The organism is Sporosarcina sp. Marseille-Q4063 (assembly GCF_018309085.1).
Lineage (GTDB): Bacteria > Bacillota > Bacilli > Bacillales_A > Planococcaceae > Sporosarcina.
This window is the reverse complement of record NZ_CP070502.1, coordinates 2,413,643-2,436,965: the sequence shown is the minus strand read 5'-3', so window position 1 is coordinate 2,436,965 and position 23,323 is coordinate 2,413,643. Positions and strand designations below refer to the sequence as shown.

At 40.7% G+C, this 23,323-nt stretch carries 26 protein-coding genes; 1 reads left to right on the top strand and 25 read right to left on the bottom strand.

Annotated elements, in window-relative coordinates:
* Nucleotides 1-80: 80 nt before the first annotated feature.
* The 17 genes from mfd to metG form a co-directional block, all read right to left on the bottom strand.
* A complete protein-coding gene (mfd, locus tag JSQ81_RS12640) occupies nucleotides 81-3,614 on the bottom strand; it encodes a transcription-repair coupling factor (protein ID WP_212604404.1) in 3,534 nt (1,177 codons plus the stop codon).
* 127 nt (nucleotides 3,615-3,741) lie between these two features.
* The gene (locus tag JSQ81_RS12635; protein ID WP_212604403.1) at nucleotides 3,742-3,972 is read right to left on the bottom strand and encodes an anti-sigma-F factor Fin; all 231 of its coding nucleotides are present in this window, start codon (nucleotides 3,970-3,972) and stop codon (nucleotides 3,742-3,744) included.
* Between the two features lie 55 nt (nucleotides 3,973-4,027).
* Complete coding sequence (pth, locus tag JSQ81_RS12630; protein ID WP_212604402.1) at nucleotides 4,028-4,591, bottom strand: aminoacyl-tRNA hydrolase; 564 nt, start codon at nucleotides 4,589-4,591, stop codon at nucleotides 4,028-4,030.
* A gap of 86 nt (nucleotides 4,592-4,677) precedes the next feature.
* Nucleotides 4,678-5,316, bottom strand: coding sequence for a 50S ribosomal protein L25/general stress protein Ctc (locus JSQ81_RS12625; RefSeq protein WP_212604401.1), 639 nt, complete (start codon nucleotides 5,314-5,316; stop codon nucleotides 4,678-4,680).
* Nucleotides 5,317-5,409: 93 nt separating this feature from the next.
* On the bottom strand, nucleotides 5,410-6,369 hold the full coding sequence (locus JSQ81_RS12620) for a ribose-phosphate diphosphokinase (protein WP_212604400.1): 960 nt from the start codon (nucleotides 6,367-6,369) through the stop codon (nucleotides 5,410-5,412).
* 13 nt (nucleotides 6,370-6,382) lie between these two features.
* Nucleotides 6,383-7,753 carry a bifunctional UDP-N-acetylglucosamine diphosphorylase/glucosamine-1-phosphate N-acetyltransferase GlmU gene (gene glmU / locus JSQ81_RS12615; RefSeq protein WP_212604399.1) on the bottom strand — a complete coding sequence of 457 codons (1,371 nt, stop codon included), beginning with the start codon at nucleotides 7,751-7,753 and terminating at the stop codon, nucleotides 6,383-6,385.
* Nucleotides 7,754-8,044: 291 nt separating this feature from the next.
* The gene (gene spoVG / locus JSQ81_RS12610) at nucleotides 8,045-8,332 is read right to left on the bottom strand and encodes a septation regulator SpoVG (RefSeq protein ID WP_212604398.1); all 288 of its coding nucleotides are present in this window, start codon (nucleotides 8,330-8,332) and stop codon (nucleotides 8,045-8,047) included.
* Nucleotides 8,333-8,476: 144 nt separating this feature from the next.
* The gene (locus JSQ81_RS12605) at nucleotides 8,477-8,854 is read right to left on the bottom strand and encodes a RidA family protein (RefSeq protein WP_212604397.1); all 378 of its coding nucleotides are present in this window, start codon (nucleotides 8,852-8,854) and stop codon (nucleotides 8,477-8,479) included.
* A 1-nt stretch (nucleotide 8,855) separates the two neighbouring features.
* A complete protein-coding gene (gene purR, locus JSQ81_RS12600) occupies nucleotides 8,856-9,683 on the bottom strand; it encodes a pur operon repressor (protein WP_212604396.1) in 828 nt (275 codons plus the stop codon).
* Nucleotides 9,684-9,739: 56 nt separating this feature from the next.
* Nucleotides 9,740-10,606, bottom strand: coding sequence for a 4-(cytidine 5'-diphospho)-2-C-methyl-D-erythritol kinase (ispE, locus tag JSQ81_RS12595; protein ID WP_305849490.1), 867 nt, complete (start codon nucleotides 10,604-10,606; stop codon nucleotides 9,740-9,742).
* 170 nt (nucleotides 10,607-10,776) lie between these two features.
* Nucleotides 10,777-10,962: a small, acid-soluble spore protein, alpha/beta type gene (locus tag JSQ81_RS12590; protein WP_212604394.1), complete on the bottom strand. Its 186-nt coding sequence runs from the start codon at nucleotides 10,960-10,962 to the stop codon at nucleotides 10,777-10,779.
* Between the two features lie 135 nt (nucleotides 10,963-11,097).
* Complete coding sequence (gene veg / locus JSQ81_RS12585) at nucleotides 11,098-11,364, bottom strand: biofilm formation stimulator Veg (RefSeq protein WP_172373713.1); 267 nt, start codon at nucleotides 11,362-11,364, stop codon at nucleotides 11,098-11,100.
* 140 nt (nucleotides 11,365-11,504) lie between these two features.
* A complete protein-coding gene (gene rsmA / locus JSQ81_RS12580; protein ID WP_212604393.1) occupies nucleotides 11,505-12,401 on the bottom strand; it encodes a 16S rRNA (adenine(1518)-N(6)/adenine(1519)-N(6))-dimethyltransferase RsmA in 897 nt (298 codons plus the stop codon).
* Nucleotides 12,394-12,957, bottom strand: coding sequence for a ribonuclease M5 (gene rnmV / locus JSQ81_RS12575; protein WP_212607657.1), 564 nt, complete (start codon nucleotides 12,955-12,957; stop codon nucleotides 12,394-12,396). The genes rsmA and rnmV overlap by 8 nt, the downstream gene beginning before the upstream one ends.
* 110 nt (nucleotides 12,958-13,067) lie before the next feature.
* Nucleotides 13,068-14,354 (bottom strand): G5 and 3D domain-containing protein, encoded by a 1,287-nt coding sequence (locus tag JSQ81_RS12570; protein ID WP_212604392.1) that lies wholly within the window; start codon nucleotides 14,352-14,354, stop codon nucleotides 13,068-13,070.
* 131 nt (nucleotides 14,355-14,485) lie between these two features.
* Nucleotides 14,486-15,256, bottom strand: a complete 771-nt coding sequence (locus JSQ81_RS12565) for a TatD family hydrolase (RefSeq protein ID WP_212604391.1) — start codon at nucleotides 15,254-15,256, stop codon at nucleotides 14,486-14,488.
* Between the two features lie 173 nt (nucleotides 15,257-15,429).
* On the bottom strand, nucleotides 15,430-17,391 hold the full coding sequence (gene metG / locus JSQ81_RS12560; protein WP_212604390.1) for a methionine--tRNA ligase: 1,962 nt from the start codon (nucleotides 17,389-17,391) through the stop codon (nucleotides 15,430-15,432).
* Nucleotides 17,392-17,665: 274 nt separating this feature from the next.
* On the opposite strand from metG, the gene JSQ81_RS12555 reads away from it, so the two are divergent.
* Entirely contained in the window at nucleotides 17,666-17,944 is a 279-nt protein-coding gene (locus tag JSQ81_RS12555) for a transition state genes transcriptional regulator AbrB (RefSeq protein WP_212604389.1), read from the top strand.
* Between the two features lie 39 nt (nucleotides 17,945-17,983).
* On the opposite strand, the gene rsmI is transcribed toward JSQ81_RS12555, so the two are convergent.
* The 8 genes from rsmI to tmk all read right to left on the bottom strand — a co-directional run bounded on the left by rsmI (nucleotide 17,984) and on the right by tmk (nucleotide 23,323).
* On the bottom strand, nucleotides 17,984-18,865 hold the full coding sequence (gene rsmI / locus JSQ81_RS12550) for a 16S rRNA (cytidine(1402)-2'-O)-methyltransferase (RefSeq protein WP_212604388.1): 882 nt from the start codon (nucleotides 18,863-18,865) through the stop codon (nucleotides 17,984-17,986).
* Nucleotides 18,843-19,130 (bottom strand): GIY-YIG nuclease family protein, encoded by a 288-nt coding sequence (locus JSQ81_RS12545; RefSeq protein WP_212604387.1) that lies wholly within the window; start codon nucleotides 19,128-19,130, stop codon nucleotides 18,843-18,845. The genes rsmI and JSQ81_RS12545 overlap by 23 nt, the downstream gene beginning before the upstream one ends.
* Nucleotides 19,114-19,860 carry a tRNA1(Val) (adenine(37)-N6)-methyltransferase gene (locus JSQ81_RS12540; RefSeq protein ID WP_212604386.1) on the bottom strand — a complete coding sequence of 249 codons (747 nt, stop codon included), beginning with the start codon at nucleotides 19,858-19,860 and terminating at the stop codon, nucleotides 19,114-19,116. Before JSQ81_RS12540 ends, JSQ81_RS12545 begins: the two co-directional genes overlap by 17 nt.
* 59 nt (nucleotides 19,861-19,919) lie before the next feature.
* Entirely contained in the window at nucleotides 19,920-20,282 is a 363-nt protein-coding gene (gene yabA, locus JSQ81_RS12535; protein ID WP_212604385.1) for a DNA replication initiation control protein YabA, read from the bottom strand.
* Nucleotides 20,283-20,296: 14 nt separating this feature from the next.
* Entirely contained in the window at nucleotides 20,297-21,124 is an 828-nt protein-coding gene (locus JSQ81_RS12530; RefSeq protein ID WP_212604384.1) for a PSP1 domain-containing protein, read from the bottom strand.
* Nucleotides 21,117-22,124: a DNA polymerase III subunit delta' gene (gene holB, locus JSQ81_RS12525; protein ID WP_249336534.1), complete on the bottom strand. Its 1,008-nt coding sequence runs from the start codon at nucleotides 22,122-22,124 to the stop codon at nucleotides 21,117-21,119. The genes JSQ81_RS12530 and holB overlap by 8 nt, the downstream gene beginning before the upstream one ends.
* 183 nt (nucleotides 22,125-22,307) lie before the next feature.
* The gene (locus tag JSQ81_RS12520; RefSeq protein WP_172373751.1) at nucleotides 22,308-22,637 is read right to left on the bottom strand and encodes a cyclic-di-AMP receptor; all 330 of its coding nucleotides are present in this window, start codon (nucleotides 22,635-22,637) and stop codon (nucleotides 22,308-22,310) included.
* A 53-nt stretch (nucleotides 22,638-22,690) separates the two neighbouring features.
* The gene (gene tmk / locus JSQ81_RS12515; RefSeq protein WP_212604383.1) at nucleotides 22,691-23,323 is read right to left on the bottom strand and encodes a dTMP kinase; all 633 of its coding nucleotides are present in this window, start codon (nucleotides 23,321-23,323) and stop codon (nucleotides 22,691-22,693) included.

Sequence of the window (23,323 nt, the reverse complement as noted above, 5' to 3'; positions counted from 1 at the left end):
TCGCTTTCCACAAAATTGACACTTCTCATTATTACGGTATTAGTATGCATCATGTTTGGACAAAATATGCAACATTTCCTTTAGACGGATTTTGAAGTAGCAGTTTCCTTTTTAGCAGCCAGAAGTAATTCCATCAACGACTCCAGAACATCGAATCCAGTCCGCTTGCCTGTGTGGCGTTCATCAACCGTTACTAGGAGTTGATCATTCTCCATCGAAAACCCGATTGCACGGCCCAATTCGAGTGTTTCCGATACTAATTTTGCGCCATCTGTTTTAATTGTTCCTTCAGGGGTCAGCTTAACAACAATTTTTGATCGTTGTTTTTTAATCGATTCCACACCTGAAGCTTTTGCCCAAGCTTTTATTCGCGAAATGCGGAGAAGAAGGTCAACTTCTAATGGCAAATCGCCAAAGCGGTCAATCATTTCATCAACAAGCTCGGAGTAATCTTCATCACTTTCGACAGCTTTAACACGCTTATACATTTGAATCTTTTGGAAGCCGTCATGAATGTAATCATCTGGAATGTAGGCATTCACTTGCAGGGAAATTTCAACATCCGGAATATCTGCTTTGACAATACCCGTTTGTTTCTCTTCGATTGCCTCTTGCAACATTTGCGAATATAAATCAAAGCCGACAGAATCGATAAAGCCGTGTTGCTGGGAACCAAGTAAATTTCCAGCCCCGCGGATTGATAAATCGCGCATGGCAATTTTGAATCCGGATCCAAGTTCAGTAAATTCTTTAATTGCCTGCAATCTGCTTTCCGCTACTTCTGTTAACACTTTGTCCCGCTGATAGAGAAAATATCCATATGCCACTCGGTTAGATCGACCAACACGACCGCGAAGTTGGTATAACTGCGATAAACCCATTCGATCAGCATCGTGAACAATCAACGTATTGACATTCGGTATGTCAATTCCCGTTTCAATTATCGTCGTAGTGACGAGAACATCATATTCACCTTCGAGGAAGCTTAAAATTGTTGATTCAAGAGCAGCTTCACCCATTTGTCCGTTGGCGAATCCAACCCGAGCTTCGGGCACAAGTTGTTTGATTTCCTCAACTTTTTTTGCCATATCTTCTACGCGATTGTATAAATAAAACACTTGCCCGCCTCGCCCCATTTCGCGTTCAATCGCTTCACGTACCAGCGCAAAATTATGTTCCATGACATAGGTTTGAACTGGAAAACGGTTTGCGGGAGGTGTTTCAATTACAGAGAGATCCCGTACGCCGAGCATGGACATGTGAAGTGTACGAGGAATCGGTGTTGCCGTGAGCGTAAGGACATCTACATTCGTTTTAAGCTGCTTTAAACGTTCTTTATGGGTAACCCCGAATCTTTGCTCCTCGTCAACGACGAGCAGGCCTAGGTCACGGTAACCTACATCCTTGGATAATAGTCGATGTGTCCCTATGACAATATCAACTGTCCCCGCTTTTAACCCTTTCAATGTGGCAGTCTGTTCCTTTTTAGTTCGGAAACGGTTCATTAAGGAAACTTCCACAGGGAAGCCTGAAAATCTTTCCTTCATGGTTTCATAATGTTGTTGCGCCAAAATTGTTGTCGGAACTAGAAATGCCACTTGTTTACCATCTAGCACGGCTTTAAATGCCGCACGAATTGCAACTTCTGTTTTTCCATAACCAACATCACCGCAAAGCAGACGATCCATCGGACGCAGTTTTTCCATATCCTCTTTTATTTCTTTGATTGAACGGAGTTGGTCCTCTGTCTCATCGTAAGGGAAAGCATTTTCAAAGGACCTTTGCATATCATCGTCTTTGGCAAAAGCATGACCTTCCTCGGATTCTCGCTCCGCATAAAGTTTGATAAGGTCATCTGCAATATCTTTAACAGCGGCTGAAACTTTGCTTTTCGTACGCTTCCAGGCCGCTCCGCCAAGTTTGTGCAGCGTAGGTTCTTTTTCTCCGGAAGCAATATATTTTTGAATCAGATCAATTTGATCGGTTGGAACAAATAACTTATCCGTACCCCGGTATTCTATATAAAGATAATCTTTATAGATACCGGAAACTTCTAGTGTTTCAAGCTTTTTATAACGCCCAATTCCATGATGAGCATGTACGATATAATCACCTGGTTTGATTTCCGAATAACTTTTTATCCGTTCTGCATTCGACATTTTTTGAGGACGGGCTCGCCGTTTCGGTTTTCCTTTAAATAATTCGGCGTCTGTAATGACGGCAATATGGTGGAATGGCAATTCAAATCCGGCAGATAAATCGCCGTCAATTATTTGAACCCTTCCGCTATTGGATGCACTTTCTGATAAATCAGCGTCCATATCGTAATCTTGTAATATCGATTGCACTTTCTGCATCCGTTCGGTCCCGTCGGCAATTAGAAATACATGGTAACGCCCTTCTCGCCAACGGTCCATCTCGTTCTTGAGTAAATGCATTTGACCATGAAATTGTTGCATCGGTTTACATGAAACTGTGATTGTTTTCTTCACAACAATTCCAGGCATCGTTCGAATGAATAATGACAAATAGAGTTTTTGTTGGTTCAGTTGTTTTTTTAAATCATTAAATGTAAAAGATAGTTTTGCCGAGTGGACAATTTTACCTTCCTCGAGAAGTGATGCAAACCATTGCTCTTCCTCGACTTCAAGGGACTCTAGAACTTCAGTGATTCGCCCAATTTCATCAAATACGAGTAAGCCTTCTTGGGGAAGGTATGCGCCTAATGTTGTTGGTTGGTTTTTAGAAAAGGATGCGTATTTCAAAACATCCTCAGGGGCCGAGCCGTCTTTCATTTGTGCAATGTCAGCCGTCATATTTTGTAATAAGCGCTCTTTTGCTTCAGCGTCTTTCATTTTCTTCAAACTTTCCGCAAGTGCTACCTCGAGATTTTCAGCCATCGTCAATACGTCCTCTTCTGTCCATACAAACTCAGAAGCAGGCAAAATTGAAAGAGCTTCTAACTTTCCAGTTGAGCGCTGGTTATCTGCGGAAAATGTACGAATTGAATCGACTTCCGTATCAAATAATTCAATTCTGACCGGATCCTCCATATGGATTGGATACAAATCCAAAATTCCTCCGCGAAGAGCGAACTCGCCGGGTGCCGTAACCATTGGTTGTCTCGAGTACCCCATGGCAACTAGCTGATTCAACCAATTATCAACGTCGATTGTAGCTCCTTCTTCTACTAGTAAACTATTTTTTAGCCAAGAATCTTTACCTGGCAATAGCTTTCTCATTCCCGCAATTGGCGTAATATAAATCCCTTTACCGACACGCGCCATATGATCTAGTGTTTCAATCCGTTGCGCTCGTAGCTCATAGCTTGAAATTGAGAAGTCAGCAGCAATGAGTTCCTCAGCCGGATAAAGGCGAACAGAAGAAGCACCGAGCATTTTAACTAAGTCTTCATATGTACGCTGTGCTTGCAAAAGGTTTGGAGAAATGATGAGAATCGGTTTTTCAATCGATTTTTGCAGAGACTCAAAAAAGACCGGTTTGGCCCCGCCTGATAACCCGGCGATAAGTTGACGGTCTTCATCCTTTTTCAATTCTTCTACAAGATTAGTAATCTCGCTATTTTGTAAATATAAATCAACAAGCGCTTCCAATATACACACCTAACTTTCATTTTAAAAAGGGATTAAATGATACTTTTTATTTTTACAAAATTATTTGGTCACTCGAAAATAAAATCAGAAAAAGCTTTGGACGTCTTTTTAAGCCCAAAGCGAAAACCTATTGAATCCACTTAGTAAATGTATAATAATCCGGATTGCTTTGAAGGGTATGTTCACATTCTTCACATATGCAGCGAACAGTTAAATCCCCGTCTTTTCCTACCGTTAGAAATCGTTCTTCTTCTTTACGATCCAATTCTTCCAATAGACGAAGCGTCTCCCTGGCCGATTCAAACGGAAGTGAACCAATTTCTGTTTTGCAGTGTCGGCAATGATAACGAATTGTCACTTTGTCACCCGCTCCCTTTTCTCAAAGTATAGGCGATAAGTGACGTTATTATTCTCTACTTACCATTAAAATTATTCATGACATCTAGAAAAGGTGCATCAATCCATTCTTCACAAGCCTCTGCACTTTTTAAGACTGCTTCACCAATAATAGATTCCTCATCTTTCGGGAAATTTGAAAGTACATAATCCGAAACTTTCATGCCATTCGTCGGTCTCCCAATTCCCATGCGGATTCTGTTGAATTTATCTGTTCCAAGATGTGCTATGAGCGATTTCATACCATTATGGCCGCCTGCACTTCCTTTTTGACGTAGTCGGATTTCACCTGGAGAAAAGTCCAAGTCATCGTAAATAACGACGATTTGATCAAGATCCACATTATAATAATCCATTAACGGCCGAACACATTCGCCCGATAAGTTCATAAAAGTAAGCGGTTTAACAAGAATGATTTTTTTACCCGAATGATGGATAACCGAATACATGCCATTAAATTTCGACTGCATCGGTGGTGAACTTAATCGTTTTGCAAGTTCATCGATGACATGAAAACCAATATTATGTCGTGTTTTTTCATACTTCTTTCCCGGATTTCCCAAACCAATTATCATTTTCATTAATTTTCTCTTCCTTTTGTAATTGTGCTGATACTATATAGAAATAGAAAAGAGGCGTGCGGAGAACCGCACGCCATTTCTTACTATTATTCTTCGTCTGCTTTGTCTTCGCCAATTACTTCAGGCTCTGCGCTTACATCTTCAGTAGCCTCATCAAGTGCCTCAAGCTCTTCTTCTGAACGTGGAGCTGAAATCGTTACAAGTGCATACTCATCTTCACTCAAAATTTCATATTTAGATTTTTCACGGATATCCGCTACTGTAATCGTATCGCCGATTTCTAGGTCGGAAATGTCAATGTCAAATGATTCTGGAATGTCAGTTGGTTTAACTTTGATATCCAACTCCCAGTTCGGTTGTGAAATGATTCCGCCTTCTTTCTCGCCTTTTGACTCTCCAACGAGATTGATTTGGACACTAACTTCTAGTTCTTCAGTCATGTTGATTGCCAAGAAATCCGCATGCAGGACTGTGCCTTTTAATGGATCCGCTTGATAATCGTTTAACACGACGTTTACTTCGTTGCCATCTACTTGAAGTTTCATAACTCCGTTACGTCCTGTTACACGCAATGTTTTAAGTAGGTCGCGTTCACTTACAGAAATTGGAGTTGCCTCCGTTTCAAAACCATATACAACAGCTGGTACGAAACCAGCAGCTCTTAATTCAGTAATTGTTGAGTGTTGTCCTTTTACTCTAAGTTCGGACTGTATTGTTGTACTCATTTTACATAGTCACCTTTCCAAATATGTTTGTATTTTAACTTAATTTTATATATTTTAGACTGTTCTATAGGTTACAGTATACACCTAGACTTGTCAATCAAATAGCGTACTTACTGATTTTTCTTCAAAAACACGAACAATTGCATTTCCAAGCAATTTTGCAATGGAAAGTTGTTTTACTTTTGGTGAATGTTTATGTGCAGGAAGTTCAATTGAATTTGTCACGACAAGTTCAAGAATTTGAGAATTATCGATGCGTTCGATTGCTGGTCCTGACAATACTGGGTGGGTACAGCATGCGTACACCGCTTTTGCACCACTTTCAATTAGCGCGTCTGCTGCCACTGTGATTGTACCAGCCGTGTCAATAATGTCGTCGATAAGAATCGCAATTTTACCGTCTACTTGGCCAACAATACTCATTACTTCCGCGACATTCGGACGCGGACGACGTTTGTCGATAATCGCAATCGGTGCTTTCATACGATCCGCCATTTTTCGCGCACGCGTCACGCCACCGTGATCAGGTGATACTATAACAAGTTCATCTTTTTTAAAGCCTTTTTGCTCGAAGTATTCCGTCAAAATCGGTTCCGCAACTAAATGATCAATTGGAATATCGAAGAACCCTTGAATTTGAGGGGCATGCAAATCGATTGCGATGACACGATTGGCTCCTGCTGTTTCAAGCAAATTTGCTACCAACTTTGCTGTAATCGGTTCACGCGGACGTGCTTTTCTGTCTTGGCGCGCATAACCGTAATATGGATTGACGACATTAACCGTTCGAGCAGAGGCACGTTTGAGTGCATCAATCATAATTAATAATTCCATCAAGTGTTCATTGACAGGGTCCGACGTAGATTGGATTACAAAGACATCACAGCCGCGGATACTTTCTTCAATATTGATTTGGACTTCACCGTCACTAAATCGTTTAACAGAACATTTTCCTAGTGGACGTCCAATTTCTTCAGAAACCTCCCGTGCAAGTGTTTCGTTGGAATTCAAAGAAAATATCTTTAGTTTGTCATTTGAATAATGATTAGCCATTATGGTCCCCCGTTTAATTGAGTTTTAGTTTTGAAACATAGCCGTCTTTATTGTCTTGACGCGCTCGAGCTATTGCAAGTGAGTCTTCTGGAACATCTTTCGTTATTGTCGAACCGGCGGCGACATAAGCGCCTTTCCCGACTGTCACCGGTGAAACAAGGTTTGAATTGCAACCAATAAAGGCATTATCTTCAACAACCGTTGTATGCTTTTTCTTACCATCGTAGTTGACCACGATTGTACCGCATCCAAAGTTTACATTTGAACCGACAATCGCATCCCCAATATAACTTAAGTGCGCTGATTTACTGTCATCGCCAAGTGTCGATTTTTTCACTTCAACGAAGTTGCCGATTCTTACACGATTGCCCAAATTGGATTCTGGACGAATATGTGCAAATGGGCCAACTGCAGTATTTGAACCTATGCTACTTTCCTCAATGACTGATGAATGAATCGTCGTCTCGTTGCCAATTACGCTATTAACGATTTGACTGTTCGGACCAATCGTACATCCTTCACCTATTTTCGTAGCACCTTCAATCATTGTCCCTGGCTGTAAAATCGTATCGCGACCTATTTCAGCATCCGCACTAATGTACGTGTTTTCAGGATTGATAATTGTTACGCCGTTTCGCATATGCATTTCTGCTAGACGATTTCGCATGACGCTTTCCGCTTGAGATAATACAACACGATCATTCACGCCAAGCGTTTCGCTGAAATCATTCGTTACATGGGCTGAAACGCGCGCACCTTCAGCTTGTAAAATTCCAATAACATCCGGAAGGTAATACTCGCCTTGGGCATTATCGTTAGTTACTTTTTTCAATGTTTCAAACAAGGATTTATTATCAAAACAATACGTTCCCGTATTTATTTCTGTTACTACTAGTTCTTCTTCTGTTGCATCTTTATGTTCGACATTACGAAGTACCTGACCGTCTTCCCCGCGAACGATTCGTCCGTAACCCGTTGGATCATCGGCATTCGCTGTCAAAATCGTCGCTTTTGCTCCTGATTCATTATGATGGGCAATTAAGGCATCCATCGTTTCTGAGCGGATTAACGGTGTATCCCCGCAAACAACAATCGTTGTCCCTTCAAGATTTCCTAGTGCACCTTCAGCTTGCCCGACGGCATGCGCAGTTCCTAGTTGTTCTTCTTGTAAGACATATTCACTTTTAGCGCCAAGTGTTTGCTCTACTTGTTCGGCACCGTGACCAACAATGGTGACAATCCGTTTTGCTTCAAGTTTTTTTATATTATCTATTACATGTGCAACCATCGGCTTTCCGCAGACGGGATGGAGCACTTTGTATAAATCAGATTTCATTCGCGTACCTTGTCCCGCGGCGAGAACGATGGCATATGTATTCGACATAGACTAGCCTCCAAATTGAAAGGGCTTTAAGCGTAACCCTCTTTATTTTAGGATAAAAATCGATAGCAATCCCACTTTATTCACTCTTGACTATAGCGGAAAACTTCATTTTTTTCAACCGTCTTCTATTGACATTTCAATTTAAGTATTTTATTATTGTGTTTTTTAATTCGAACAATTCAATAAAAAACCTGTCGTAAAGGGCATAGTTGTTTTTTAGGCAGTGGAAAAACTGCCTATAAGTTTATAGGCAGTCAATATTGATCATGGAAATATATTTTTATAATTGCGTTAGACATTTGCCTCTTCCAGGACAGCATCCTCTTCGGCTGATAAATGATACGCTGCAAGTACCGCGTCTTGGACGATTAACCGCATAGTGGAATTAATAGGATGGGCGACATCGCGAAATTCTCCATCTGGTGTCCGTTTACTTGGCATCGCAACGAATAACCCATCATTGCCGTCAATTACCCGGATATCGTGAACGACAAATGCTTCCTCAAACGTTATCGACGCGATTGCCCTCATTCTGCCTTCCGTATCTACTCTCCTTAACCTAACATCTGTTACTTTCATCTCTTGCCCCACTCCTTCTTTCTATTTATAGTGCCTTTAAACACTATTCAACAAAAGAAAGATATTCCCTTCTTAAATTAACATAATTATGTAATTAAATTAAAAAATCCGTCTGGATATGAATCCAGACGGAATTTTTTGTGATTATTCGCCCGCTAGCGCGATAACTTCAATTTCAATTTGTGCATCTTTTGGCAGTCTGCCAACTTGAACACAAGAACGTGCAGGTGTATGCGTGCCGAAATGCTCTGCGTAAATATCATTTACAGCAACGAAGTTGTCCATGTCCGTTAAAAAGACTGTCGCTTTTACAACTTTTTCGAGTGATGAATTCGCTTCTTCTAAAATTGCTTTCAAGTTTGCAAAAACTTGATGCGTCTGCTCTTCAATTGTCCCTTCAATAAGTAAACCATCTGTCGTCACCGGGATTTGACCTGACGTATAAATGAATCCATTGACATTTACTGCTTGTGCATACGGGCCAAATGCTGCTGGCGCTTTGTCTGTCGCTACATATTTCATATTATTTTCCACCCTCCGCAAAATAGTTACCTTCACTAATTTTAATTGTACGACTTTTCTCATTCACTTCGCAAAGTTTCGCAAGTGAAAGATACTCATCGACAAGGATATCCTCATGGTGTTCCGCCTCAACGAGAACAGCAATTCCAGCGAGTTTGCAATCGAATTCTTCGACTAGGCTTTTCATGCCTAACATCGTTCCGCCCGCTTTCATGAAGTCATCGGTTAGGAGTACATTTTGTCCACTGAGCATGCTTCTTTTTGATAATACCATTGTTTGTATTCGACGTGTTGACCCTGAAACATAGTTAATACTTACAGTGGACCCTTCCGTTACTTTACTATCGCGACGAACAATGACAACAGGAATATTAAGATGACGCGCAATCGCATTTGCGATTGGAATCCCTTTCGTTGCAACTGTCATAATCACATCTATATCTTTTTCAGCGAATGCCGATGCGAAAACTTTACCGATTTGATTCATAAGCCGAGGATTTCCTAGAAGATCTGCCATAAATAAATAGCCGCCCGGCAACAGTCGATCAGAATGGCTGAGTTCGCCTATGAGGGTTCTCATGACATTCTGGATATCTGCATCAGACATTTGGGGTATGTATTTTACGCCGCCTGCCGCGCCAGTCACCGTCATCAATTTCCCTGTTCCCTTTTTTTCAAACGTTTCTTTAATAATCGTAAGGTCTTCGCTTATAGAAGACTTCGCCGATTGATAACGTTCGGAAAAGAATGTCAGTGGAATTAGTTCATGCGGACTATCCAACAAATGCTGTGTCATATCAACGAGTCTTTCACTTCTTTTCCATTTCATGCGACCAACTCCTAAGGCACGAATGTTTATAGGTAGATTATCACAAACATACGTGTTTAATCAAGGGAATGCCGTTCACCAATCATTCGAATCGCATATACTTCCCGGCAAAATCCTTTTAATCCATTATAAATACGCGGCACCCTTGATTCGTGTTTAACCAAACCAAAAACTGTCGGACCGCTCCCACTCATTAGTACAGCATCTGCACCAAATTTTTTCATTTGCTCTTTTAGAATAACAACCTCGGGGTAAAGCTTCATCGTTATTGGCTCCAACACATTGCCGAGCTTTGCGCACATGCTTTCATAGTTCGCAGTTTCTAATGCCTCTATCATGCCCGATGTATCGGGATGATTTAAGGCATCGATTTTCAAATTACCGTATATATCGGCTGTAGAAACTGAAATCGATGGCTTTGCTAAAATGACCCAGCAATTCGGCGGCGTGGGCAGGTTTTGAATGACTTCCCCGCGACTCGTTGCAAGCGCTGTTCCACCATAAACGCAAAACGAAACATCCGAACCGACTTCCGCCGCGTGCTCTGCTAGTCTATCTAAGCTGAGGTTGAGCTTCCATAGCCGGTTTAGCCCTCGAAGTGTAGCTGCCGCGTCAGAACTGCCGCCTGCAAGCCCTGCTGCAACCGGGATACTTTTCTCCAGAATAATTTCTACTCCATCATTAATCTGATATATTCGTTTTAATAATTCCGCCGCTTGATAAGCCAAGTTTTTTCGATCGGTCGGGATAAAAGGCTCGGATGTTTTTATCACAATCCGTCCATCTTCCCTGGAACGAAACCAGACTCTATCCGCCAAATCGACAGTTGTCATCACCATTTCAACTTCGTGAAAACCGTCATCGCGTTTATGTAATACATCGAGCGTCAAGTTTATTTTAGCTGGCGCCTTCTCATAGAGCAGCATCCGGCTCCCTCCAGTATTGAATGTCTTTATTCCCTATTTTACCATACGATGTTAGGAATGCATTAAGTTGCACCCGATTTATTTAAAAAAGGACTGTCCAACCGTTATCAGGCGATAACGACCAGACAATCCTCATTAATTGTCAACCTTTTTGGACTTTGGGAATGTTACGATGATCCTTTGCCTTCAGAAACGCCACGTTCTGCCATTTCAATAGCACGCTTCACCATATTACCAGCATCTCTTGCCTTAATGCCGCCCCAACCTTCTCGCTCAACAACATCGTAAAATCCAAGCTCTTTGGCAATTTCTTCTTTCAGTTGCTCAGACATTATTCCGCGTTTTCTCGCCATTCGGTTTTCCTCCTTTTCGGCTGACATTCGTAGTATGAGTCTAAACAAGGAAAAAACACCTATCAAGGCATCCTGAAATCGAATGCTTGATAGGTGCTCGTACTGTAAAAAATAATCAATTCATGAGTGCTGAAATTATTTGACGATGAATGCTGTTTGATCCGATCCGTCCATTACAGTTATTTCAACCGCATCGGTTAAAATATCCGCATAGCTATAAGACACTCGTTCAAATGCATTTTCTTCCTGGTCCAGTTCCACAACAAATACTGCTCGGTACGTTTCACTCAAGACACCAGTTCTTTCAATCGTTCTTCTCCGGCCACCGTTTACCTTTAAGTGCAAACGTTTTCCAAGATGAGAATCCAATAAATTCTTAATGTCCGCTAATGTTTTTGGCATTTCGCTAACACCTCACTACATATAACTATAACACATTCAAAGATTTCTGTCAATTAAATCGTTAATTTTAACAATGTAGCAATATCTTTGTCAATCATTTTTCGTCATAAAAGAGATTTCCACTAAAAAATGACATAATTTCACCCTTTATTTGATTCAGCAAAAAAGTCCTTATACAATTCGTTCGATAGCGTTGCAAATTCTTCAACCGACAATGTTTCTCCTCTTCTGCCCGGTTCAATATTTGCGCGTCCCAACGCTTCGACAATCAACTCTTTTTTCAGCTTTCCATCCATTAAAGAAGACTGCAAATTATTTAAGATGGTTTTGCGCCGCTGAACAAAAGATCCTCGAGAAATGCGGAACAGGAAGTCTTCATCAATCACTTCCGCTGGCGGTGTTGCTTTTCTCGTCAAGCGGAGAACCGCAGACTCCACATTCGGTTGAGGCATAAACACTGTTTTCGGGACAATCATCGCCACTTCAGCATCCATATAGTATTGAATTGCAATCGACAATGAACCATATGCTTTTGTACCTGGACTTGCCGTTATTCGATCTGCGACTTCTTTTTGCATCATAATAATCATGCCCGAAATCGGTATTTTTTCGAGCAAAAACTTCATAATAATTGGAGTCGTTACATAGTACGGAAGGTTTGCTACGACGACAACTTCGTCAAATCCTGCAAAATGTTCTTCCATTGCTTGCATTAAATTAGTCTCAAGTATATCTTGATGAATCACCGTAACATTGTCATACGGAGACATGGTGTCTTCAAGAACAGGCAACAGACGCCCATCGATTTCAAACGCAACTACCTTTTTAGCGGCCCTAGCCAAATGTTCAGTTAGCGCGCCGATACCCGGTCCAATCTCAATCACGCCCATAGTTTTGGATAACTGAGCATTGGTAACAATATTTTCCAATACGTTCGGATCAATTAAAAAATTCTGTCCCAAGCTTTTTTTGAATGAAAAGCCGTGGCGTTCCAAAATTTCTTTTGTCCTCATCGGAGTCGCAATATCTTTAGTCATTTTTTTCTTCCTCCTCATCGAGAACTTTCAATGTATCATCTAATTTCTCTTTGCTAATTCGAAACATTTCTAGACGCTTTTTCAAACCTTTTCCATTTACTTGACCTATTTGCAGTAAATCGCTTAGACGATCCCTACGTCGCCGCGCATTCGGATGTCCAATCAGATTTGCTTCCATTAAGTCAACAAGTGAAATCTCGACAACCGGGCAGTCTTCCGTGGTATAGACGGATCGAATCGCTTCGCGTATATCTTCATCGCACGCGTGTTCAATTCCAAGTCCTTTGCCGTTTTTTGCAATTGTTTTTTTCTTGGCAAGAAATGCATGTTTCACTGTCGGAATTCGTTCTTCTATGATGGCACGTATTCTTCTTCCGGGGTAATCGGGGTCGGTGAATACAATGACACCACGAACGTCCTCGGCATGTTGAATGCGTATAAGCGTATTTTCATCAATAGCAGATCCATTTGTTTCAATCGTATCTGCGCCCGTCGCCCTTTTAACAGCTACCGTATCCGATTTTCCTTCGACAACAATAACCTCTTTTATATTCACAAGCCGTCCTCTTTCCATACCATTCTTCACATAATTCTACCCTGCATACAAGAAGATGTAAAAGATAACACAAAAATCCGCAGGACAGTATATCGTCCTACGGATATCTTTTAATCAATGATTTTTATCTTCACTTGTTTACGACCAAATTTATATGCGGCTTCTTTCGTTGGGAAATGCAGATCAATTTTCTTCCCTTTAATAGCTCCACCTGTATCTCCAGCAATCGCATGGCCGTAACCTTCAACCCAAACCTTGGAACCTATCGGAATGACAGACGGATCAACAGCAATCACTTTTAAATTCGGATTGTTTTTCAAGTTGATACCTGTTGATGTAATCCCAGAACAACCATTGCAATAGGCCGTATAAGCTGTTGCCGATACGTAAAATTCTTTGCTGCTGGATGACTCCGCCGATTTACTCCGCGAAACACCAACACTACCGTTACTTTTCGCTTTTGGTTTTGCTTTGTTAGCAGCCGGCGTTGCACTTTTAGCAGCCGGTGCCGCACTTGCGACAATTACTTTAGTTCCTACCGCAACGACTTTTTTAACCGGTTCTTTGAGTGTTTTTTCACTTGTCATTTTTCTGGAAACTTCTTTGCCGTTTTCCATGACAACTTCAAACTCCCGTGCGATTTTCCCTTTTTCGCCTTCTTGAACGACTTTTTCGCGTCCTTTAAGCAAATCTTTATCATTACGTGTTTCAACAGCAAATTCTGCTGACTCTTCCACTACATCGGTGACTTTTTCCACTCGTACAATTTCAACAGTTGATCCCGGCTGAATAATATCATCTTTCTTACCTTCCAAGCGGTCAAACTCGTTCAATTGAATATCTTCTCTCTTTAAAAAGTCAGCGACCGTAGTCGAAGTTGACCAATACTTTTTCTTCTCTTTTCCATCAATCAACGTAAAGTCATACGCTTTTTCAACGGAAATATTACTATTCTCGTTTAGCTTCGCATCTAAACTAGGACTGACTTTATCAAACTCAGACAATTCTATATCGGCTTCTGCCAATACATTGCCCACCGTTTTTTCCGTCGTCCAAATATATATGTCTTCTTTATTATCAACTTCAATTGCTACCTTCTTCGCCTGTTCCCACTTGACCAATGAACCATTTTCGATTGGGGATTCTATTGAGGGGCTAACACTATCATGTTCTGAAAATACTAATTCACTTTCAGACAGAAGTTTTCCAACGGTCGATGCATATGTTTTAACTTCTTCAGTCTCACCATTTACGACAAGCGTTACTGATTTTTTATTTCCCTCATAAAGCGCTAGGGAAATAACCAGAACAAGTACCGCAGGAATGATGATAAATGTCGCGATTTGTTGACTCCTCAATGACTTAAAGAATAGGCTTTTCATAATACTACTTAGCATGAAAAAAACTCCTCCTCTATCACCTGTGTGATTATATAGGTTACTATTTTGCATGTCAACCAATAGAGATTCATTTATTAGTAGAATAAGGAAGTGCCTTATATGCAAAGTATGGAAACTTTATTACCATTTTATTCATTTATATTAAATGTTTTCAACGCGTTTTCCGTTGTCGCTTTTGCAATCGCCTCAACCGGCAACCCTTTTAAGTTTGCAATTTCTTCTGCTACTAGTTTCACATATACGGGTTCATTGCGTTTTCCGCGATATGGATGCGGCGTCAAATACGGTGCATCTGTTTCGATTAATAACTTGTCCAACGGAATTTCTGTCGCGACTTCTTTTGGCGTTTTTGCATTTTTAAATGTTACAGGACCGCCAAGTGAAATCATAAAATTCATTGCGATGCATTCTTTTGCAGTTTCAACACTTCCACCAAAACAATGCATAATGCCGCCTGTCGTTTCTGCCTTTTCTTCTTTCAAAATACGAACAACATCCGCAGTCGCATCTCGGTTATGAATAATAATTGGCAGATTGACTTTTTTAGCAAGTTGAATTTGCTTCCTGAAGACTTCTTGTTGAACATCCTTTGGAGACTTGTCCCAATGATAGTCTAGTCCGGTTTCCCCAATGCCGACCACCTTAGGATGCGCTGCAAGCGACTCAATCCACTCCAGGTCTTCTTCTGTACAATCGATTGCATCAACCGGATGCCAACCGACAACAGCATATATGAACGGGTAGCGCTCCGCGAGCTCCATTGCCCGATTAATTGTTTTACGATCGAATCCAATGACAACCATTTTCGTTACACCAGCGTCGAGCGCCCGCGTAATCACCTCGTCAACATCTTCATCATATTGATCTGCATTTAAATGGACGTGCGTATCTATATACATAAAATCTCTCTCCTCATAACATAAATAATCATAGTCTAGCCAAATATTTCTTTCTTCACATTAATATTACGTTTTCATTACAATCTTTATAAAACATTGTATTATATCGTCATATTACTTTTGGGAATTAAAAAACGGCGACCTCCCCATATGGAAAAGCCGCCACTTTCAATTTATTTAACTGGTGCTCCATTTTCAAGCGCTGGATCGACTGTGGCAAGCTTTAAGACACCATCAGAACTTCCTGCTAGAATCATCCCCTGGGACAATTCACCGCGCAACTTCACAGGTTTTAAATTGGCAACAACAATTACCTTCTCACCTATCAATGCTTCCGGCTCGTAATGCTCGGCAATGCCTGATACGACTTGTCGTTGTTCAAATCCAAGATCAAGTTGCAGTTTTAATAACTTATCTGTTTTAGGAATTTTTTCGCATGCCGTCACCGTTGCAACACGCAAATCAACATTCATGAAATCCTCGAACGTGATTTCATCGCTAACTTCTTGATATTCGACTTCTTTCGACTCTTTCGCTTCTTTCGGGGCAGTAACAGCCATCTGTTCGCGAATATACTCAATTTCTACCTCAGCATCTAGTCTCGGGAAAATCGGAACACCTTTTTCAACGACTTTTACGCCAGCTTTAACGTGATTGAAATCGCCAAGCGTTTCCCATTTAAGCGAATCCTCTTCAAGACCCAGCTGCTCAATAATACTTTTAGGGGAATTTGTCATAAATGGTTGCAACAAGACCGCAATATGTCGTAATGAAGCTACAAGATGGGACATTACGGATGCAAGTTTCCCGCGTTCTTTTTCATCTCTCGCCAAAACCCACGGCGTCGTTTCATCGATATATTTATTCGTCCGTGAAACAAGCGCCCACAAGTCTCCAAGTACAGTGCTAAATTGCATCTCTTCCATAGAAGCTTCATATTTTTCTACTGTTAATTTCATGAAATCAGTCAATGACTGATCGTAATCTGTTTCAATCAAACCTTCAGTAGGGACAGAGCCATCAAAGTATTGATTGATCATCGACACCGTTCGATTTAACAGATTCCCTAAATCGTTCGCAAGATCATAATTCGTTCGTTCAACAAACGACTCTGGTGAAAAAACACCGTCTTGTCCAAATGGCAACTCGCGTAAAAGGAAATAACGTGTCGCATCCAGTCCATAGCGCTCAACGAGCATCTCCGGATAAACAACATTCCCTTTAGATTTCGACATTTTTCCGTCTCTCATCATGATAAATCCATGCGCAAAAACCTTTTTCGGCAATGGCAAATCAAGCGCCATTAAAAAGATCGGCCAGTAAATCGTATGGAATCGAACAATATCTTTTCCAACAACATGGACATCTGCAGGCCAATACTTATTGAATAAAGAATCGTCTTCAGACGCGTAACCAAGCGTCGTAATGTAGTTTGTAAGTGCATCAACCCATACATAAATGACATGTTTAGGATCGCCAGGAACTTTTATGCCCCAGTCAAACGACATCCGCGAAACCGACAAATCTTCAAGTCCAGGTTTGATAAAGTTATTAATCATTTCATTTTTCCGAGATTCCGGTTCTATAAAATGAGGATTCTCGTTATAGTAATCCAATAAACGATCAGCATATTTTTTCATATTGAAGAAATAAGACTCTTCTTTAACTCTTTGAACGGGACGGCCGCAATCCGGGCAGTTCCCATCTTCTAGTTGTGCTTCAGCAAAATAGGATTCGCAAGGCGTACAATGCCAACCTTCGTATTCTCCTTTATAAATATCCCCATTATCCAAAAACATCTTAAAAATCTTTTCAACGCTTGCTTTATGATGTTCATCTGTTGTCCTGATAAAATCATCATAGGAAATATCCATGAGGCTCCAAACCTTTTTAGCCCCTTCAGCAATGCCGTCCACAAATTCTTGCGGCGGAAGTCCCGCTGCCTCAGCCACCTCTTGAATTTTCTGACCGTGCTCGTCCATGCCTGTTAAAAAGCGAACATCATACCCGCGCAGTCGTTTATAACGCGCCATCGCATCAGAAGCAACGGTCGTATAGGCCGTGCCGATATGGAATTTTCCACTTGGATAATAAATAGGTGTTGTAATGTAAAACGTTTCTTTTTGTTTAACCACGAAAATTCCTCCAGTAATATAGTATGTAATTCTATTCTATCGAAGTAATTAAATTGATACAACGTTAATCATTTAGCGTGTGTTATCACTTTCACATGCTAAGTGCCTTCAAATTATTATTCATAGTATATTAATTTATATAAATAATACAACGAATTCAAGTTTTTTTGATTGACGACAATTAGATGAATTGTTATGATTAATGACAGACAATAACAAATGCAGAATTGTCAAAAAAGAATTTAAATTAACTGTTGGGGAAGGAGTTCTTCTAATGAAATCTACTGGTATCGTAAGAAAGGTCGATGAACTCGGGCGCGTAGTTATCCCTATCGAATTACGTCGAACACTTGGAATTGCACAAAAGGATGCCCTAGAAATTTACGTCGATGAAGATAAAATTATTTTGAAGAAATATATGCCGAATATGACTTGCTCGATTACCGGTACTGTATCAGATGATAATTTAAGTCTACTTGATGGAAACTTGATTTTAAGTCCAGAAGGTGCAAAACAGCTTGTTGCGGAAATTCAAGATAGTATAAGCGAATAATGTGATGATTAGCCGAGACGGAAACCCGTTTCGGATTTTTTATTTCTCTTCCACGTGAAACTCCCTGTACACATCGCGCCTGCTCATCGTCCGCTCACTTGCCACTTCCCGAATGGCCTCCTTCGATCGAATTCCTTTTCTTTCAATTATTTCATAAACATGTTCTGAAACACTAAGTCCGTCCCACCAAGCCACTTCTATCTCTTCTAAGTCCGCACCATCATTTCCTTCAAGAACAATGCAAAATTCACCGCGTATATTATTTGATTGTACCCAATTGACGGCTTCCTCAAGCGTTCCGCGTAAAAACTCCTCAAATCGCTTCGTTAATTCACGCGCTAAAACAATTTCTCTAGTTCCTTCAACTTGTTCACTTAATGCCTGCAATGTTTCTTTTAGCCGATGAGGTGCTTCGTATAACAAAATAGTTTCTTCACGATTCTTTAATTTTTCGATTTCGGCGCGACGTTCTTTTTTATTGCGCGATAAAAAACCGAAAAACATAAAGGGTTGAGAAGTTAATCCAGAAGCTACTAATGCACTAATGGCTGCGTTCGCGCCTGGAACTGGAACGACGTCGAATCCAGCTTTAATGGCTTTACTTGCAATATCTGCCCCCGGATCAGAAATACAAGGCATACCGGCATCGCTAACAAGCGCAACTGATTGGCCGTTTGCAAGCATCGTCAGTATCTTTTCTCCGCCAGCTTCTAAATTATGTTCATGATAACTTATTAATGAGGTTTTTATCTCAAAGTGATTGCATAATTTAATCGTGTTTCGCGTATCTTCTGCAGCAATTGCATCTACTTCGTTTAATATGCGAATCGCTCTGAATGTTATATCTTCAAGATTACCGATCGGGGTGCCAACTAAAAATAATTTCCCGCCATTCAATTCAGCACTTTTTTGTGATTTCATTGCCAGCGACCTCCTTTTCAATATAACGTTCCTTCGCATCTCTAGTTAATTGCTTAAACTGATACTCCGCTTGCATTGCCGCCCTCTTGGTTTCAAACTCTTCAAAATAAATACAGCGTACTGGACGCTTCGCTCTCGTGTATTTGGCACCTTTGCCTTCATTATGTACACGCACTCGACGCTCTAAGTTATTTGTATAACCCGCGTAGTACGAGCCATCTTTACATTCAAGCACATAAAAAAGATGTTCAGCTGTTTTCTCCATAAAGTAAACGCCTCACTTCTTCTGTATAATCGCCGTTTGTATCGTACACATAGAGCGGCGGAAGTATTTTCAAATCGGGCTTGCCGTCTTTCGTACCTTCGATTAATAATGTATTTGCGTCTTTCCCCGCTTTTGAATAGACCAATTGAATTCGTTTCGGTTCAATGCGATGGGCGCGCATCGATGTAACAATATCAAGTAAACGACCCGGCCGATGGACAAATGCTGCCCGCCCCCCTTGTTTTAAAAGCCCGCTGGCGGATTGTATCGCTTGGTCTAATGTTAAGTAAATCTCATGTCGTGCAATTGCGATTGTCTCGAGTAAGTTTTTCTCACTTGCTTCATGTGCGGGAAAATAAGGAGGATTACACGTCACCAAGTCATATTTATCATACCCAATTTTTTCTGCAATGCCGATAACGTCGTCATTTATTATTTTTAATTGCGCTTCAAGCTTATTGTACTGGACACTTCTCTCTGCCATATCCGCCAATCGCTCTTGCAACTCGATAGCCGTTATCTGCGCTTTTGTTCGCGCACTCAGAAATAGCGGTATTGCACCATTTCCTGCACAAAGATCAACCACTTTTCCCAAACGTCCAGGAACATGCGCAAATCTTGCTAGTAATACCGCATCCAGTGAAAATGAAAAAACTGATGGGCTTTGAATAATCCTCAAGTTTTCCGCCAATAAATAATCCAGTCGTTCATCACCTTTTAATACCGTCAAACCAATACGCCCTCCACATGAAAAAGCCGATGCCTACGTTACAATAGGATCGGCTAATTTCATACATTTTGTTTATTTAAAAAAGACAAACAGAACAGGCAGTCTTCTCCTTTTCGAATGCTTCCATAATGAACATTGCAAACATGAAACCCTTCATTATAAAGCCGAGCAAGGTTATCAACGCCTTCTCCCACATCAACCGCATTTGTCTTCTTCTCATGTTGCTGTTTTTGCAAATTCTTTTCATTTTGTTTATCCATATCTTCAAGCCGTTTTCGTAGATGATGGTTTTCAAGTTGAAGCGAATGGTTCTCTTCCGTCATCTCAGCGATGAATCCCATCAATTCGCGGAATTGTATACTCATGGAGTCCAGCTGTTGCTCAAACTCCATTACTCTGTCCAGAAAATTCCTTTCTTTCAACTATTCCACCTCCATCATTTTATTAAATGGACCATCTTATTTTTCGGATCCATAATTTCTTCCAAAGTGTACTCAAGAACATGCTCTTCATCTAATAATCTAACTTGTAGAAGACGTTCCAGTAAGTTCAAGCCAACAACCCTTCCAGGTCCTTCAGGCGTATCAATACGCGCCCCGATATCAGGCATCATTTTTTTGGCTTCTTCATAATCGTCATTCTCATATTTCAAGCAACACATGAGACGCCCGCATAATCCCGAAATTTTTGAAGGATTTAGCGATAGATTTTGATCTTTTGCCATCTTTATTGAAACGGGTTCAAAGTCACCAAGGAATGTTGAGCAGCAGAGCATTCGACCGCACGGACCAATACCGCCAAGCATTTTTGCCTCGTCTCTTACACCGATTTGTCGCAATTCGATGCGGGTGCGAAAAATAGATGCGAGGTCCTTAACAAGATTTCGAAAGTCGACCCGACCTTCTGCTGTGAAATAAAAGACAATCTTATTTCGATCGAATGTATATTCAACGTCAACGAGCTTCATTTCGAGATTATGTTCGGAAATCTTACTGACCCCTGTATTGAATGCCTTTTCAGCCTCTTGTCGGTTCTCATCTACTTTTTCGATGTCTCCCTCCAAAGCAGGGCGAACCACTTTTCTTAATGGCAAGACAACATCATTTTCGCCAACTTCTCTCGCAGGTATAACTACTTTTCCGTATTCGACCCCGCGTGCTGTTTCAACAATTACGTATTCGTCTATATTTAGTTCAAAATCAAGTGGATCGAAATAATATATTTTACCCGCTTTTTTAAAACGGACTCCTACTACTTTATACAACGAGTAACCCCTCCTGCATGTTGAGCACCAGTTGTTCCATAAGAAGCATTCGATTCATATTGCCATGCATCTGCCTCTTCGCCTGTAGAATGGCTTCCATCGTGACAGAAAGTTCGTTATACGTCATTTTCATCGCCAGGCCTTTGAAAAATTCTTGCTGGTCCGGATACGTCGGGATCGATTGCAATCCCGTTTTAAATACAACAATATCTCGATATGCATATAACAATAAATCAAGCGCACGGTCTGTATCATCTTTTTCTTTTATATGACGAGACCAATCCGATTGGATGAACAACAACGCCTCATGAACATTTCGTTCTGATGCCATAATCAATTTTAACACTGTTTTTCGCATATGCGCAAATGCATCATCTTGGGCGATGAGAATAGCTTCCTCTATATCGGCAGTTACCATCGTGACAGTAGCCGCCATCGAAGTTGTTATTCCTTTTTCAACAAGTTCTGAAATCATCATTTCCCGAGAAGGCGGAAGAAATGAAATACGCTGGCAACGAGACCGTATCGTTGGCAACATTGACTGATAGGAATCAGTCAATAAAATTGCCGTGACATCACCATCTGGTTCTTCCAAAAACTTTAATAGCGTATTTGCTGATGAACTATTCATCCGGTCTGCACGTGAAACGATGTAAATTTTTCTACCTTGTTCATAACCTTTTTTCGTCATTTCCATTATAAGCTCATCTATCTGATCTTTTTTTATTTGTTGTCCATCAGGTCGGGTAATTGTTACATTTGGATGATTTCCATTCGTAACGCGTCTGCAAGAATTACAGTCTTCACACGGACGATAATCTTCGGGATTTTTACATAAAAGCAGTTTAGCAAAATAGAATGCAGTCGCTTCTTTTCCCGTCCCATGCTCGCCATCAAACAGATATGCATGTCCAATTCTGCCATTTTTGTATGATGCACTCAGCCTATCAATGACTGGTTTTTGACGGTTAATAATATTATATTGTTCTTTATTTTCCAATGTGATTCACACCTCCGTGTTTCAAAAAACCGTGTTTACTCATGAATACACGGATAAATTAATCTTTCAATGATAGAGTTTTGATAAACACCCTAACTCATTAAGCAAATTACGTGACATTCAGATAGAAGAAGTCGATAGTTCATCTAAAAGTCTCGTAATTTGCCATTAAGGTGCAGGATGTTAAAAGTGATGAAAGTGTTCAATTGGCAGAACAAATACAGTTGCTCCTCCAACTTCCACTTCTACAGGATAGGGAATATAAGAATCTGCATTGCCGCCCATTGGTGAAACCGGAGCAACCATCTGATCCCGTGAACGACAATTTTCTCGGATAAGTTCTAAAGCTTTCTCAACTAGACTGTCATCTGTACCGATTAGGAATGTCGTATTTCCCGACCTTAGAAACCCGCCTGTACTTGCAAGTTTAGTCGCCCGAAAGTCATTTTTCGTCAATGCTGCCGACAAACGGTTACTATCCTGATCCTGAACAACTGCTACTATTAATTTCACGGTCATCTCTCCTTTTTTCCCTCTTTCCCTTTATTATACCATGAATACATACATTACATCAGTCGAGACCTAACAATTTTCCAAACATTCTCTATTACATCCATTTCCGAAAGGCGTGCATTGGTCGTTACGATTCTATCTGGGTAACGTTGGATCAACTCTTTATAACCTTCATAAACCTTTTCATGAAAACTAACATTTTCTTTATCCAGTCTATTCAGCTCACGTTCATTATTTTGCGCAATGCGTGAAAGTCCTTCTGCTGGATTTATATCGAAAAACACGGTCAAGTCCGGCATCGTGTTTCCAATTGCGAATTGATTAATTTGAAGAACTTCATCAACTCCAAGCCCCCGTGCATATCCTTGATACGCAAGCGAACTGTCAATAAATCGATCACATAAAACAATTGCACCATTGTTTAGTGCTGGAATCACTTTTTCAACAAGATGTTGTCGTCTTGCGGCAGCGTATAAAAGAGCTTCTGTTTTCGCGTCCATTTCCACATTGTCCGTGTCAAGAATAACCGTCCTAATCTTTTCCGCTATTCGAATGCCTCCAGGCTCACGCGTAAGAACAACATGTCTACCTTCCGCTTTCAATCGGTCACACAACTTCGAAATAACCGTTGTTTTACCAGCCCCCTCAGGTCCTTCAAAGGTGATAAATAACCCGTTCTGTTTCAT

Coding starts and splice junctions, on each gene's coding strand:
- pth (WP_212604402.1), bottom strand. CDS start 4,591: ATGAAAATGATAATTGGTTTGGGAAATCCGGGAAAGAAGTATGAAAAA.
- JSQ81_RS12625 (WP_212604401.1), bottom strand. CDS start 5,316: ATGAGTACAACAATACAGTCCGAACTTAGAGTAAAAGGACAACACTCA.
- JSQ81_RS12620 (WP_212604400.1), bottom strand. CDS start 6,369: ATGGCTAATCATTATTCAAATGACAAACTAAAGATATTTTCTTTGAAT.
- glmU (WP_212604399.1), bottom strand. CDS start 7,753: ATGTCGAATACATATGCCATCGTTCTCGCCGCGGGACAAGGTACGCGA.
- spoVG (WP_212604398.1), bottom strand. CDS start 8,332: ATGAAAGTAACAGATGTTAGGTTAAGGAGAGTAGATACGGAAGGCAGA.
- JSQ81_RS12605 (WP_212604397.1), bottom strand. CDS start 8,854: ATGAAATATGTAGCGACAGACAAAGCGCCAGCAGCATTTGGCCCGTAT.
- purR (WP_212604396.1), bottom strand. CDS start 9,683: ATGAAATGGAAAAGAAGTGAAAGACTCGTTGATATGACACAGCATTTG.
- JSQ81_RS12590 (WP_212604394.1), bottom strand. CDS start 10,962: ATGGCGAGAAAACGCGGAATAATGTCTGAGCAACTGAAAGAAGAAATT.
- veg (WP_172373713.1), bottom strand. CDS start 11,364: ATGCCAAAAACATTAGCGGACATTAAGAATTTATTGGATTCTCATCTT.
- rsmA (WP_212604393.1), bottom strand. CDS start 12,401: ATGACTAAAGATATTGCGACTCCGATGAGGACAAAAGAAATTTTGGAA.
- JSQ81_RS12570 (WP_212604392.1), bottom strand. CDS start 14,354: ATGCTAAGTAGTATTATGAAAAGCCTATTCTTTAAGTCATTGAGGAGT.
- JSQ81_RS12565 (WP_212604391.1), bottom strand. CDS start 15,256: ATGTATATAGATACGCACGTCCATTTAAATGCAGATCAATATGATGAA.
- JSQ81_RS12555 (WP_212604389.1), top strand. CDS start 17,666: ATGAAATCTACTGGTATCGTAAGAAAGGTCGATGAACTCGGGCGCGTA.
- rsmI (WP_212604388.1), bottom strand. CDS start 18,865: ATGAAATCACAAAAAAGTGCTGAATTGAATGGCGGGAAATTATTTTTA.
- JSQ81_RS12545 (WP_212604387.1), bottom strand. CDS start 19,130: ATGGAGAAAACAGCTGAACATCTTTTTTATGTGCTTGAATGTAAAGAT.
- tmk (WP_212604383.1), bottom strand. CDS start 23,323: ATGAAACAGAACGGGTTATTTATCACCTTTGAAGGACCTGAGGGGGCT.